Source organism: Kiritimatiellia bacterium (assembly GCA_018001225.1).
Classification (GTDB): Bacteria; Verrucomicrobiota; Kiritimatiellia; order CAIQIC01; family JAGNIJ01; genus JAGNIJ01.
Window position 1 is genome coordinate 44,952 of sequence record JAGNIJ010000003.1, and the last position, 13,331, is coordinate 58,282.

The 13,331-nt window shown below is 70.0% G+C and carries 12 protein-coding genes; 10 read left to right on the forward strand and 2 right to left on the reverse strand.

Annotation, left to right across the window (positions count from 1 at the left end; all coding sequences use genetic code 11):
* Positions 1 to 2: 2 nt before the first annotated feature.
* Entirely contained in the window at positions 3 to 1,400 is a 1,398-nt protein-coding gene (locus KA248_01965; GenBank protein ID MBP7828664.1) for a hypothetical protein, read from the reverse strand.
* The gene (locus KA248_01970) at positions 1,387 to 2,955 is read right to left on the reverse strand and encodes an extracellular solute-binding protein (GenBank protein MBP7828665.1); all 1,569 of its coding nucleotides are present in this window, start codon (positions 2,953 to 2,955) and stop codon (positions 1,387 to 1,389) included. Before KA248_01970 ends, KA248_01965 begins: the two co-directional genes overlap by 14 nt.
* Positions 2,956 to 3,192: 237 nt before the next feature.
* Here KA248_01970 and KA248_01975 point away from each other — a divergent pair, with 237 nt between their 5' ends.
* The 10 genes from KA248_01975 (at position 3,193) to KA248_02020 (ending at position 13,323) form a co-directional block, all read left to right on the forward strand.
* Positions 3,193 to 3,765: a hypothetical protein gene (locus KA248_01975; protein MBP7828666.1), complete on the forward strand. Its 573-nt coding sequence runs from the start codon at positions 3,193 to 3,195 to the stop codon at positions 3,763 to 3,765.
* A 58-nt stretch (positions 3,766 to 3,823) separates the two neighbouring features.
* A complete protein-coding gene (locus KA248_01980) occupies positions 3,824 to 5,872 on the forward strand; it encodes a hypothetical protein (GenBank protein MBP7828667.1) in 2,049 nt (682 codons plus the stop codon).
* A gap of 365 nt (positions 5,873 to 6,237) precedes the next feature.
* Positions 6,238 to 6,963, forward strand: a complete 726-nt coding sequence (locus KA248_01985; protein MBP7828668.1) for a hypothetical protein — start codon at positions 6,238 to 6,240, stop codon at positions 6,961 to 6,963.
* A 194-nt stretch (positions 6,964 to 7,157) separates the two neighbouring features.
* On the forward strand, positions 7,158 to 7,703 hold the full coding sequence (locus KA248_01990) for a hypothetical protein (GenBank protein ID MBP7828669.1): 546 nt from the start codon (positions 7,158 to 7,160) through the stop codon (positions 7,701 to 7,703).
* A complete protein-coding gene (locus KA248_01995; protein ID MBP7828670.1) occupies positions 7,700 to 8,899 on the forward strand; it encodes a ThiF family adenylyltransferase in 1,200 nt (399 codons plus the stop codon). The genes KA248_01990 and KA248_01995 overlap by 4 nt, the downstream gene beginning before the upstream one ends.
* Positions 8,896 to 9,510 (forward strand): hypothetical protein, encoded by a 615-nt coding sequence (locus KA248_02000; GenBank protein ID MBP7828671.1) that lies wholly within the window; start codon positions 8,896 to 8,898, stop codon positions 9,508 to 9,510. The genes KA248_01995 and KA248_02000 overlap by 4 nt, the downstream gene beginning before the upstream one ends.
* Positions 9,503 to 10,267: a hypothetical protein gene (locus tag KA248_02005; GenBank protein ID MBP7828672.1), complete on the forward strand. Its 765-nt coding sequence runs from the start codon at positions 9,503 to 9,505 to the stop codon at positions 10,265 to 10,267. Before KA248_02000 ends, KA248_02005 begins: the two co-directional genes overlap by 8 nt.
* Positions 10,264 to 10,530, forward strand: a complete 267-nt coding sequence (locus tag KA248_02010; GenBank protein MBP7828673.1) for a hypothetical protein — start codon at positions 10,264 to 10,266, stop codon at positions 10,528 to 10,530. The genes KA248_02005 and KA248_02010 overlap by 4 nt, the downstream gene beginning before the upstream one ends.
* A gap of 58 nt (positions 10,531 to 10,588) precedes the next feature.
* Positions 10,589 to 11,662: a hypothetical protein gene (locus KA248_02015; protein MBP7828674.1), complete on the forward strand. Its 1,074-nt coding sequence runs from the start codon at positions 10,589 to 10,591 to the stop codon at positions 11,660 to 11,662.
* The gene (locus KA248_02020; protein MBP7828675.1) at positions 11,659 to 13,323 is read left to right on the forward strand and encodes an AAA family ATPase; all 1,665 of its coding nucleotides are present in this window, start codon (positions 11,659 to 11,661) and stop codon (positions 13,321 to 13,323) included. The genes KA248_02015 and KA248_02020 overlap by 4 nt, the downstream gene beginning before the upstream one ends.
* Positions 13,324 to 13,331: the final 8 nt, after the last annotated feature.

The window sequence follows — 13,331 nt, forward strand, 5'->3', positions numbered from 1 at the left end:
GGTCAACTCCTCAACATGAACCGCCGGTACCGGGCGGCCAGTTCGTTCAATGCCCGTTGCTGCTCGGGGCCCGACAATACGAGTTCATACGCGTACTCCACGAGGACGACATAGTTTGGGAGCGATCGGTCCAGCGCGGCCTCGAGGGCCGATTCCCAGCCGCCTTCGTGATCACGCAAGTGCTCCTGTGCTTTCTTAAACAAAGCGACCTTCTCGAGGTCATCCTCGTCGGAGTCTAGGGCCTCCCGCTCCTCCATGTCATCATACGGCATGCGGGCCAGGGGATCGGCATTGTCCCAATCGGCGCGGGCCCCATGCTCTTGTCCCTCCGGCGCAGGGTTCTTCTTTCGAGAGGTCTTCAGGACGGCCCCCACCCGGCAGCAAAGGGTCCGAAGGCCTTCCGCGCCTTCGGCCAGCAGGGCCAGGTCATCCTCCGGCGTCGCCCGGGCGCACCAGGCGATCTTGGAGGACAGGATTTCATGCTCGATCTGGCGCAGTGTTTCCAGGTAGGCTAGGAGACTTCGTCGGTCGGCCGCGGCGCGCTCCTTGTCGGCCCTTCGTTTTCTCCCGGCCTCCCGCCGCTCCTCCCAGCCGAGGATGTACTCGCCCACCCGATGCATGGCCTCGGTCACCCTCCCCATCTCCGCGAGCAACAGGCGGTAACACAGGGCCCGGTAGGTCTGCATCGCCGGCGTCCATTGCCCCTGCTCGTGGCATACCGCCTTCAGCATGGGCCACAACAGCAGGATCAGTCCGAAGAAAGCGCGCAGGCGATCCGTGGGCGGCGGGTCCACAAACAGCTCGTAGGCCGTCAGGGCCCTGTACCCGGCTTTGAGCAGTCCGCCCCAATCCGAGTTCCGGCGACAGCTCTCGGCGAGCTGGAATTCGCGCAGGAAGTTCCCCGACGGTTCGGGATGCTCAACGGTCTCCTTCAAGCGTTGTTCCAGCAGGGCCTGCCGGAGCAGCCAGTCCTTCGCCGGGTGCTTCCGCGAAAAATACTCGCGGATCGTCTGCTGCTCCGGCGGCCGGGTCATGAAGCCGGTGGCCGTGCCGATGATGGTGATATGCGTGTTGACCTGACCGCTAAGGAACCCGCCTTGTTCGTCCCCGCCGGACCGGGTGTGCGCATGAAACATCCACCAGGACCCCTTGTGCAGGGGAATATCCGTGCCGTCGCGCAGGGCGCGCAGGCACAACCAGAGCGTCCAGAAGAAATGGCTGGAGGCCTCCAGCGGGATGACCGCCCGGGGCCGGATCAACCGGCGCCGCCTCGACTCGTAATAGTCGATCTGTTCCCGAACCCACTCCTGTTGGGGCCTGTTGCTCTCCGGGTTTTGCTCGGCTTCTTCTTCCCCGTCCGGATCGGGCCGGGGCGGCCCGCTGGGGTTACGGCCGGCCATGGGATCCACCTTCCGACGAGGACGGGCGGTCTTTTTCCCTCAACCGACGCAGGAATTCCTCGTCCCGCGCCTGTTCCGCCTGCAACCGGGCCAGTTGGCGGCGCAGGGCGGCCAGTTTACGAATCACCCAGAGTCGCTCCGCGGCGAAAGCCAGGCCGCCGAGCAGGATCAGCCCGAGCACCACCAGGACCAGGATCCGCGGCCACGGAACCGGCCAGAGCACGGCGGCCATCCGATGACGCCAACTCGCCAGCCGCGACGCCAACTGCCCCGGCGGGACCCCGTCAAGGATGCCGCCCCAAAGCTGGAAAAAGGCGTCGTTGCCCACGTCGTTCTCCATGTGACTCCAGCGGGGCAGGCTCGGATAGGCCACGCCCGTCCGGATCGCCATGTCGATGGCGGACGCGCAGGCCGGATAGCGCGAACGGAAATAGTGCTCGAACGGGTCCGGGAAGGCCGGCACATGGCCCAGGCTGTCCACCTGCCTGCGCATGCCGTCCCCGACCAGGAAACGGAGAAGGCGCTCGGCGTCGGGATGCCGCGCAAACCGGGTGAGCGCGAGATGGGCGCCGCCCAGGAAGGTCCTGGAATCCTCCGCCCGGCCGGATGCCGAGGGCAGGAGCCGCACCTCCACGTGCGCCGGCCAGTCCGGGCCCATCCGCTCCAGGAGGTCCGCGACAAACCAGGGGCCGGTCACGATCAAGGCCACCTCTTCGTTAAGAAAGAACTTCTCCAACCGCCGCAGGTCGCCGACGAACGCCTGGGTGTGCGGAACCAGGTTGGTCAGGTACTCCAGGGTGGTCATCAATCCTTCCGCCGGCAACACGGCTCGACTCGCGGGATCCACCACCCGGCCGCCCATGGCATGCAGCCAGGCGGCAAACGTATGCAGTTGATTCCAGTCCCGGACGCGATCCAAGCCCAGCGCGCGGATGAATTTTGTCTGCGGTCCCGCCACCTGAGGCTGCACGCCGGCACACGCGTCTCGAAAGGCCTCGAACGTAGACAGGGCCGGCACGCCGGAGGGCCACGCCGCCTTCCGGACATACAACACGCGCACGTCCACGTGCCAGGGCAGCGCGTGGAGGACCCCGTCGGGCGCCCCGCACGTGGTCAACAGATTCCCGCGGCCGGCGGCCTGCAACGAGCGTACCAGGTCCTCGAAGCCGGCGCCCAGCGGCCGGAGCAGCCCCTGCTCCACCAAGTCCGCATGCCACGTAGTGGGATCGTGAATGATGTGCGGCGGATGGAGCGGGTTCGCCTGCCGCGCCAGGTCCATCAACTCGCCATGGGCCCCCGTCCAATACAGCATCCGGAGGCGAAGCGGAATGCCGCATTCCCGCTGCAACGCCAGGAAGACGCCCATCTCGCGTTCCTGGGCCAGGACCAATTGCGCGCGGTGCGGCGCCCGCTTGAGCTGTTCCGCGGAATCCCCGTCGTCGAGGATGGACCCGTACCGAGCGCAGAACGCGTCAATCGCTTCCGCGGAAGGGGCGCGTTCCAGCGGCAATTCGTGGCCGATGATCCACAGCCGCACCGGTTCCGCGGGGGCCACGTCCGATGCCGGAGCGGGCCCCGGCCAGAACACCAGGGCGCCACAACACAGAAGCAGCCAACACGGCCAACCCGACTTCATTGCCGTACGCTAGCCCCGTCCCGCAGGCTGGGTCAACTCTTATAAACCCGGCCCATGCGTTTACACTCAACTCGCTAATTTTGCGCTTATTGCGCATTTCAGAGAAAGAAATTTTCTTTGTGATTTTTTCCGTCTCTCTGTGGAAGGGAGACGGACATGACGAAGTCAGCCAGCATGGACAACAGGCGGGCGCGGCGGCCCCGGGCGGCCGCCCAGCACGTCGCGGGTCGCCTGCGCTCGCTGGCCGCCGCGGCGCTGGCCCTGGCGTCGGATGCCGCCTCCGCGGCACGTCGGCCGGACCCGGCCCCGCACGGGGCTGGCACGCCCGTGACGGTTTATCCGCACTACCATGGACTCCTGGGCCTGCGGCATGTGCCCGGCCGCAGTGACACGTTCGAACTGGCGCTGGAACCGTTCACCCTGCGGGTATCCCCCCGCGTATTTGTCCTGCTCCTGGCGCTCGCCCAGGGGGACGGCCGCGATCCCATCCCGACGGAGGACCTGCTCACGGATATTCGAATCCTCGCGGCGGATTACACCTGGCGCGGCAAGCCGTGCTGGACCGATCCCAACCCGGCGACCGTGTATCGCCTGGTGGCGGATCTGCGAAAACGGCTGCGCGGGATGCACCTGGAGGAGTGCCTGATCGAGACTCACCAGCGCGGGACGGCCGGCTACACCTTGCACGCCCGCGCCATCTTTAAGGATCTGCCCGCCCGGGAGCGCTGAAAAATCAACCCATGAGAACGAGGAAGAAACCGACAGCAGCCAACAGGAGGACGAGTTCATGAATCCCAATCAGTCACGCAACAAACGCTTCGGGACGGGAGCACGGCGGTGGGTGTGCGGCGGGTTGCTGCTTTTCGCGGGCCGGCCGTTCGTGGAGGCCGCGCCGCAGATTGAACGCTTCGCGGCTTCGAGCGGCGCCCTACAATTCGCCTGGGCAGGCACGACGGGCGTGACGTACCGACTGGACCGAAGCCCGGACCTGCTGTCCTGGTCCAACCTGTACAGTGGAATCATCGGCACGGGCGTGGTGGTCCGCAGCACATCGCCCGTTGCCGGCCACGGCTTCTACCGTGTCAGCGCCACCGCGCTGCCCACCGGCTGGGTGGAGGTCATCCAGCTCCTCGACGACTTTGCCTGGCCCTCCGATGCGGATCCGACCGGGCAGGAGGAGCGCGGCTATCGATATTACGGGCGCCTGGGCAGTGATCGCGGCGACATGGGTGCCGGCTTGCAGGCTCACAGCCTCACGGTGACCAACGGGACCCTGGTGGCGGTCGCCACCAGCGGGCCACAGGGCACCTCGTGGGTCGGCCGGTGGCACTCCACCAGCCACACGGCCCTGGAGACGGCGGAAGTGTTGAATTTCGCGGCGCCGTTCTCGCCGCTGATCCGCGAGAATTGGCAGCCCCGGGTCAACGCCCTGTATGTCCGCCTGAAGGGATCCGGCACCATCAAGATGGAATTGAAGGGCAGCGCCAACAACCTGCTCGCGAGTTGGACCAGCGCGGGGACCTGGGGGCCCGGTTTCCAGGAAGTGCGTTTCCCGATCGCCTACCCGGCCGCGTACCCCGCCGTGAAGCTGGTCAACCTGGTCGTCGAATCGCCTTCGGCCCTCGAGTTCGATGAAATCGGGATGAAGCTTTCCGTGCCGCGCTGGTTGCATGAAGACGTCCTGCGCTATGCCTTTGCCGCCTCGCACGCGTCGCTGTACCGGGGCTATGACGCCGCGTCGGGAAATACGCGGGACCATATTCATTGGCCCGCCGGCCACTTCGACTCGATGCCCGCCGCCGGCTTCCAGGCCCTGGGGGCCGCCCTCGCGTACGACATGGGGCTCATGGCGTACGAGGCGGCGACACAAATCGTGGCGCGCAGCGTGGCCGCGCTGGTCGCGGCGCCCAGGCATCGGGGACTCCTGCCCCACTGGATGGAGCACGGCGTCCCCAAGGATTGGTCCACCGTGGACACCGGGCTCGCGCTGATCTCGAGCCGGCTGGCCTGCCAGATCCTCGGCCTGGCGGCGGAACTGGCCGCCGTGCAGAACCTGATCGACGCGATCGAATGGGACCCGCTCATCAACGCGCAGGGACAGGTCGCTCATGGCTACACGGCGGACCTGTCGACGTCGCCCTACTTCTGGGTGAACTGGGACGGCGAAGGCGCCGTTGTACAAATGCTGCGGTTGCTCCAGGATCCCTCGGCGCCGTTGTTCACGATGGATCCCGCCGCGCCGATCTACGGCGGCCGGGGCTTCATTGTCGAGATCGCCGGCCTGCTGGCGCCGGCCTTCGCCGGGCTCGACGGCGTGGACCGGTACGGCGTGGACTGGGGCGCGCGTCGCCGCGACATGCTGGCGGCCCAGAAGGCCTACTACCCCGCGAACCATCCCGCGAGTCTCGCGGCCACCCTCGGGCTGTATGGGCTCAGCTCCATCGAGGTCATCAATGCCCTGGCCAATACGGCGTACCTGGCCGCGGGCATCGGAACCCCCACCGTGCCGGCGGAGGACGGCGGCGGGTGGATATGTCCGCACTATGCCGTCATGGCGGGAAGCCTCGATGGGCCCGGCCTCGAAACGTTCCTTGTCCGGCTGCGCGAACTCGGCGTGTTGCAGCCGCTGATCGGCGTCCCGGAAGGCGTGAAGGCCGGCCACGCCGGAACGACGCCGGAACGATGGCACAGCGCGCAGATCACCCTGAACACCTTCTTCCATGTCGCGGGACTCTACCACACGATCCGCGCCCGGGACGGCGGCGCCGACGTTGTGTATGAAGCCGTGCGCACCGATCCCCGGTGGCGCGCCGCGCTGGAGGTCCTGTTTCCATGACCTGGCTCGCGAGACTACCCGTGGGAACCCGCCCGCGTCGCGCTCGGCCGGCCCCAGGGCCGGCCCGCGGGACCGCCGTCTCCGGACGCCACGAGGAGGTCACGAGGAGCCCGGCAGGGACGAATCGCCTTTTCCCGGAGCAATCATGGACGCCCCATACTTCGGCACGAGGAGAACCGTGTCCTAGACGCTTTCGCGGCGAGGCTCAATACTGTCGTCAGAGTAATAAAACCATGAGCGACACGCACCTGTTGAACGCGCGGCGCGGCGACCGGCCGCCGGGCATAATCCCGGTGGCGGCGCCAGCGCTGACGGCCAGCGCGGACGCGAGCGCATGGCATGCCACGTACAACGGATAAGGCTCCATGACGGAAAAATCAAGGTGCGGGATGGCGGCGGTGGCGGTCGTCATCGCGCCGGCGGCCATCGCCGCGGCGCGCAGCCGCGGGGGCCTGCCCGGCGTGCTTTCGGCCCTCCGCGAGTATCCATTCTGGTTCTGTCTCCAACTGGCCGGGGCGCTGGGGCTGGCCCTGCTGATCGCGTGGGCGCTCTCCGCCGTGGGCTTCCTCGCGCGCCGACTCCTGCGCGACCGGCACGGCCCGGGCGGCGAACGCCGCCGGCTGGTTCTGACCGCGGAGAGCGTGATCGCGGGCCTCGTGTTCATCGGGCTCGCCCTCGGGCGCGATGTGACGCATACGTATCACTCCCCCCATAACGCGAGCTGCATCGAGCTGCGCCGCCCGGCCTGGATCGAGACACCGCTCGGCATGAGCTCGGGCTCCGATTGTTTAGTCCCGGTGATCATGACCTTCCGTGACGAAACGGGGCGGGCCACGACGCGGCACGGCAGCGAGTTCAAAAACGATGATCCCGTCGAACTGCTCGCTGGCCGCTCCATCCGCTGGAGCACGGGCGGCCCGCCGCGCGCCATGGTCGGACTGATCGAAGCACAGGGCTACTTCTTCTTCCCCGACGACGTGCAGGATGAGCATCAGGATCCGCCGGCCTCCGCGATGGACGCCTTCCTGCGCGGCGAGCCGATCGCGCAGGTGAATCAACTGATCCGCGACGCACGAAGGAGCGACCCATGATCCCGTTCAGCGGTCTGCGCGCGGGCCTCCATCCGTACTCCCGCCTGGGCGCTCCGAGCCGGGCGAGGAGGACACAGGGAGGCGTCGGCGCGGTTTTCCGCGCGATCTCCGGCAAAGAGCCCGGCGGGACAAGGAGGGTGGATGCAGTGACGAATGGATCGGACTCGTTCACACTGGAGCCAGGATATAAACAGATGAGCGACATCTACCATCTCGTGGCGCGGCTCGGTGACCGGCCGGAGGTCGTGATCCCGGTCGCGGAACCGACGGCGCTGGTCGTGGAGAACGGCGCACCCGCCGGCCGGCCCTGGCAGCCGCCCGGCTCCGGGTCGGAACTGTGCGTCGCGGCGCCGGGCGCCGGGCCCGGCCCGCTGGCCGTCGCGCGCGCGGCGTCGGCGCGGATGCTCTGGAACGGAGAGCCCGCCCCGCTCCTCGCGGAAGGCGCCGAGCGGGACGAGTTCATCTTCCCGCGCTTCGACCTGGCGGTGCACGTGACGGTCTTCCGCGAGGCCACGCTCCGGACCGCCACGGAGGCGCTCGCGGGCCGGATTTGCCTGCTGTGCCGCGCGCCCCTCGTCCCGGGCTCGACCGTGTACCACTGCGCCTGCGGCGTGGTGCTGTGCGCCGAACGGGGCGGCTGCGCGGCGGACGCGAAGAACTGCCCGCGCTGCGCGCAGCCGGTTACCCCTTCGACGAAAGGCTGCTTCACGCACTGGCCGCCCACCGAGGAGACATCATGATCGCCCGGGAAACATCACAACCGCTCGCCGGACCCTTTGACCGCACCCGCCGTTTTCCCTCGATCGTGGGCGCGCCGGCCGATCCGGTCTCGCGCCTCGCGGCGCTGGGCGTGATCGTCGCCGGCTGCGGCAGCGTCGGCCTGACCCTCGTCCTGCACCTGGCGCGGCTGGGCATCGGCCGGCTGCTCTGCATCGACGGCAAGAAGATCAAGCCCGAGAGCCTGCTGACCCACCCGGTCACCGCGGCGGAGCTCGGGCGCCCGAAGGCCGAGGTCGCCGTCGCGCTGGCGGAGCGGGCCAACCTGGAGGTGGACGCCCGCGCGTTCGTCGGCCGACTGGAGCAGCAAAGCCTCTACGACCTGCTCGGCTACGATTACCTGGTCGCGGCCGTGGACCATCCGCGGGCCGAGCTGGCGGCCGGCGCGGTCAGCCGCGCGCTGGGCATTCCCCTGCTGCGCCCGGCCGTCCACGGCGAGACGCTGACCGCGCAGGTGCAGTGCTTCGGCAACCGGGCGGAGGCGGACCCGTGCCCGGGCTGCCTGTTCGGGACGCGGGACTGGCGCGACCTCGACGCCGGGCGGCGTTTCGCCTGCGACGGCTCGGAACTGCCGCCGGGGACGGAGGCCCCGACGATGAGCCTGCCGAGCCTGTGCAGCCTGGCCGCGGACCTGTGCGCGCACCAGCTACTGCGCGACGCGCTCGCGCTCGGGCAACCCGTGCGGGACACGGCGATCTCCTACTCGGCGCTCGCCCACCGCGCGCTCGTCGGCCGGCTCGCGCGCGCGCCGGACTGCCGCGCCGCGCACCGCGTCCTGAAACCCGTGAAGATGCGGAAGCCCCTCGCCGCGTGCACGCCCGCGGATCTGCTCGAGGCCGCCGCGCTGCCGGCGGAGGCCGCGTACCTGGCCGTGGACGACGACTTCGTGTTCGTGGAGCTCGCGCACTGCCGCTGCGGGCGGGACCTGGCGCCCGGCCGGTTCACCCGGCAGCCCGACGCGCTGCCGGGCTGCGCCTGCGGCGGCCTGGCTGCCGCGGTCGGCATCGGGACGTGCCGCGAGGCACCCTTGCGCGATTGGGCCGCGCGCCGCGCGGTCCCGCTGGCCGCGCTCGGTGCGGCGGAGGCCCGCTACGCCGTGCTCACGGCGGGGCCGGACGGCGTACTGCTCCACGGCCCGGGAAAGGAGCACACGACATGAAACTGAACGCGCTGGACCGGATCGAGTTCGACGCCGCGTCGATGAAGAGGATGGATGACGCCCGCCGGAAGATCGACGCCTCCACGACCTGGGGGCGGCGCAAGCTGGCGGAATACGGCGACGTCGTGAAGCTGGACCAAGCCGCGCGATACCGGATGAAGCTCGCGGACTGCCAACTGGCGGCCGCGCCGCTGCACATGATGGTGGCCATGAACGTGCCCGTGCCCCGGACGCCGAACACCGACGGCGAACTGCGCACGGGCGAACTGGCGGTCCTGGGCATCGTCTATCCCGAGGATGTGCTGCGGCAGCCGCTTCCCGGCTCGTTTTTTGTCGAGGTGCTGTACCCGCCGGACGTCTTCCATCCGAACTGCGCGCCGGGCCCGCGGCAGCAGTTGTGCCTCGGCGCCGTCATGCCGCGCGGCATCCCGGTGCGGGAAATCCTCCTGCTCTCCTACGCCGCCCTTTGCGGCCAGAGCGTGACGATCGACTTCACCGATCCCGTGGGCGTGCTCAACCTGGAGGCCTGCCGGTTCTTCGAGGCCCATCCGGCGGCCCTGCCGCTGACGACCGAGCCGTTCCTGCGCCGCGAGGAGAATGCCGATGCCTGATGCCCGTGTCCAGATGCCCGCCCGGCCCGTCCGCGCGCACCGGCCCGCCCGGCGCGGCGCTACGCTCCACCGGGAACCCGGCGGCTGGTCGCGGCTGATCCGGCCGGCCGCGGCGCGGGAGATCTCGCTGGACCGGGCGGCACAGCGCCCGGCCCTGTGGCGGCCCATCCTGTCGCCCAATCGCCGACGGGGTTCATGGGCGGCGGACTTCCCCACCCTGCGGCTGGACTCCGAAGATCACGCCGTCCTGGCCGACTGGCTGCGGGCCGCCTTCTCGGCCGCGCCCGCGGCTCCCTCTATGTGGACCGCGCCCGCGGAGACGGACCTGGCCGAATGGATCCCGCCCGCTGCCCGGACGCTCCGGTGCGGCCGGGAACTGCGCGAGCTTCGCGTCCTGCGCGAAGAGCACGCGCTCGTGCTGCGCGTCGCGCTCGCGCCGCCGTTTCCGGCGACGGCGCCGGGCGGGGCGTTGGCCGAGCGGATGCTGCTGGACTGGCAAGAGCGAGTTCGAATGGCGCGCATCGTGGCGGACCCGACGGAAGGGTTCGTCGCCGAGACGGACCTGACGGGCGCGCCCGCGGCCGTGGCGGAGTTCCTGGTTCAAGCGGCCGCGGACTGCCTTCGGCATGCCGTCGGCCCGATCCTGCCCGCGCTGCGGCGGCTGCGGGAAAATATGCCTTGGCTGGCCGGCATCGCCTTCCTGTGGGATCGGCCGGCCTTAACGGAAGACACCAACCGGAAAAGGAGAAAACCATGACGGAAATGATCAGGATGAAAGCCACGACGCTGGACGGCGACGCGAGTCTCGAGATGGACGTCGCTCCCACGGCGCAGACGAGCGAGGTGATCCAGTCGTTCACCTCCGCGTTCCAGCTCCCGCAGAACGTGCCGTGGAGCTTCCACCGGTCCGACACGGGCGAGTTCCTGGCCGCGACCGACCGGCCCATCGGTTCGTACGTGGAAGCCGATCACAGCCGGATGCTGGAAGTCACGCTGACGCCGAACCCGAAGGCGGCGTAGCCGGGGTGAGGCCGGCCCCGGGCGCGGGCCCGGGGCCGGAGGAGCCCGGAAAGGAACCATGTCCGCCCGTCTGGAATTGCTGGACCAGGCCACCGGCCGCGTGCTGCTCGAGCGCCCGTTGCAGCCCGCCGACCTGGCGCTGTGCGGCTCGGAATTCTGGCGCGAACAGTTCCTGCGCCGCGGCCGCCCGGACGTGACGTTCGAGGATCTCGACCTGGCGCTCGTGCTTGGGCGCTTCGTGCCGGGACTCGACCGGGGCTTCGCGCTCCGGGGCCGCGTCCGGGATTCGGCGGAGCCCTGGGCCCGCCTGGAGTTTCTGCCCCCGGCCCTGCAGGTCGTGTGGCTGGAAATGACCGCGGCGCTGATGAAGAGCCGGCCGGCGGACCCGGACGCCCGGGTCTCCGGCCGGATCGTGATCGATGCCAAGGGCCTGCCGCTCGGCGACGCCTTCCACCGGCCGGGCGTGACCTACCGGCCGCCCGGGTTGCTCCGCTATCCCTTGCGCCGGTTCCCCGAGCCGGCGAACCGCGAGGCCCCCTGGCCGGCGCCGTTCCCGGTGTACTACCTGGCCGGCGCGCGCGAGCGCGCGGAGCGCTTCGCCCGGCTCGGCGCGGCGCAGTCGCCGCCGGTGGAGACCGGATGCTTCCTGCTGGGCCATCCATGCTCCTGTCCCGAAAGCGGCGAACTGTTCCTGGTGATCACGGAGGCCCTGCTGATCGAGGGCGCGGAAGCCGGCCCCTACCACATGGAAATGACCGGCCGCGCGTGGGCCTCGCTGCAGGCGATCCTGCGCCGACGCCGCGAATCCGGGTCGGTTGCGCGCCCGGTGGGGTTCGCGCACGGGCACCCCTTCCTGCCGGGGATGGACGCCTCGGCCTGCCCGGACTGCGCGCGGCGGAAAGAATGCGACGTGACCTCCGTCTTCATGTCGGAAGAAGATCGGCGGTGGATGGCCTCCGTGTTCGCGCACCGCAGCCCGTGGCAGGTGGCGCACGTCTTCGGGCTCGACGCGCGCGGCGGCCCCGCCGAGGGGCTGTACAGCCTGGAGGGCGGCGCCTGGGAGGCGAGGACGTACAACGTGATTTCGCGGCGGCCCGAAGATTTTCCAATCCACCCCGGGGAGGATGCATGAAAAAGCGCGACCGCACGACGCTGGGCGACCTGTTCAGCCTGGCCCCGAAGGAAACCGACGCCGCCACGCGGCTGGAGGAGAGCATCGAGGAATACGAGCAGCGCAAGGAGGAGTTGAGGTCCGGCCCGGCGCGGCCCGCCGTGTTCCTGGGCATCATGCCGGGCTTCGGTCCGCACACCCGCGCGCTGTGCGTGTTCGAGGACGGGACCGAGGCGATCCCCGTGGTCCTGGACCCGGAGCTGGCCACGGCCCTGGCGCCGGGCGACCAGGTGCTGGTGGACCACCGCGCGACGGCGCTGCTGGGCCTGGACGGCGCGCGACCGCACGCGGGCGAAACGGTGCGCCTGGAGCGGACGCTCTCCGAAACCCTGGTCGAAGTCTCCAGCCGGGACGAGCGTCATGTCCTGCATTGCACGCGCCGGCTCGCTCGGCGGGTCGCCGCGGGCGAGGTCCGGCCCGGGGCGCTGCTGATCGCCAACCTGCGCCAGCGGGTGGCGTTCGCGGACCTGCCGGAATCCAACGAGTTTTCCTGGTTCAAATTCCTGGACCGCGCGCCCATCCCCGACATCGTCCCGGCGCGGGACATCGGCGGCCCGCCGGCCCTGATCGAGGAATGCCTGCAGCACCTGGACCAGGAACTGCGCGCCCCCGGGGTCCGCCGCCGCTACGGCCTTCCGCGCTCGGCCTTCCACCTGCTCGTCGGGCCGACGGGCACCGGCAAGACGCTGGCGATCCAGGCGATCCTGCGCGGGGCGGCCGAGCTCATGGCCCGGGCGCTCGGCGTGCCGCCGGCCCAGGTCCCGCCGCGCGTGATCCGGTTCCGGCCGGACCAGCTGTTGAGCCCCTGGCTCGGTACTTCGGACGCCAACGTGGCGCGCTGCTTCGACGAGATCGGCCAGCTCGCCCGCGCGCCCGTCCGGGGCGCGCACGGCACCGCCGTGCCGCTGCCGGTCATCGTCGTCGGCGAGGAAATCGAGGGACTCGGCCGGCACCGCGGCACGGACCACGACGGGGTCTATGACCGGATCCTCACAACGTTTCTTCAACGCCTGGACCCGTCGCGACCGGAGTTCCGCGACCACGCGATCCTGTGCCTCTTCACGAGCAACGCGCCGCACCTGCTGGACGCCGCGATGCTGCGGCGCTGCGGCATGCGGACGCACCGGTTCGGCCGCCTCGCCCGGCGCCGGGAGTTCCAGGCGGTCGCGGACACGCAGTTGAAGCGGGTGCCGCTGGCGGGCGCGGCGACGGCGGAGGAGCGGACGCGCGAAACCGTGCTCGAACTCGCCGGCTGGCTGTACGCGGCCGAGGACCCGGAGGCCGTGGCCGAACTCCAGTACGTGGGCTCGGGCGAAACGGTCCCGGTCCGGCGGCGGGACTTCCTGACGCCGGCGGTGGTCAACCGCGCCGTGATCCAGGCGTCCGAGGAAGCCTGCCGCCGGGAGGCGGCGGGCCTCGAACCGGCCGGCGTGACGGTCGAGGAACTGAAGGACGCGCTGGACCGGCAGGTCCGCGACCTGGCGGCGCAGTTGACCGAGCACAACGCCCGCGAACATCTCGATTTGCCGGACGGCCGCCGCGTGGGGGCGGTCCGGCGAATCCGCCCGCCCGTCGTGCCCCGGCACGCGGCGGTCCGGGCGACGGCAGAGACACACCCATAAAAGGAGAA

Excerpts from the sequence above, each read along its gene's own strand:
- KA248_01965 (MBP7828664.1), bottom strand. The coding sequence starts at position 1,400 with ATGGCCGGCCGTAACCCCAGCGGGCCGCCCCGGCCCGATCCGGACGGG.
- KA248_01975 (MBP7828666.1), top strand. The coding sequence starts at position 3,193 with ATGACGAAGTCAGCCAGCATGGACAACAGGCGGGCGCGGCGGCCCCGG.
- KA248_01980 (MBP7828667.1), top strand. The coding sequence starts at position 3,824 with ATGAATCCCAATCAGTCACGCAACAAACGCTTCGGGACGGGAGCACGG.
- KA248_01985 (MBP7828668.1), top strand. The coding sequence starts at position 6,238 with ATGACGGAAAAATCAAGGTGCGGGATGGCGGCGGTGGCGGTCGTCATC.
- KA248_01990 (MBP7828669.1), top strand. The coding sequence starts at position 7,158 with ATGAGCGACATCTACCATCTCGTGGCGCGGCTCGGTGACCGGCCGGAG.
- KA248_01995 (MBP7828670.1), top strand. The coding sequence starts at position 7,700 with ATGATCGCCCGGGAAACATCACAACCGCTCGCCGGACCCTTTGACCGC.
- KA248_02000 (MBP7828671.1), top strand. The coding sequence starts at position 8,896 with ATGAAACTGAACGCGCTGGACCGGATCGAGTTCGACGCCGCGTCGATG.
- KA248_02005 (MBP7828672.1), top strand. The coding sequence starts at position 9,503 with ATGCCTGATGCCCGTGTCCAGATGCCCGCCCGGCCCGTCCGCGCGCAC.
- KA248_02010 (MBP7828673.1), top strand. The coding sequence starts at position 10,264 with ATGACGGAAATGATCAGGATGAAAGCCACGACGCTGGACGGCGACGCG.
- KA248_02015 (MBP7828674.1), top strand. The coding sequence starts at position 10,589 with ATGTCCGCCCGTCTGGAATTGCTGGACCAGGCCACCGGCCGCGTGCTG.
- KA248_02020 (MBP7828675.1), top strand. The coding sequence starts at position 11,659 with ATGAAAAAGCGCGACCGCACGACGCTGGGCGACCTGTTCAGCCTGGCC.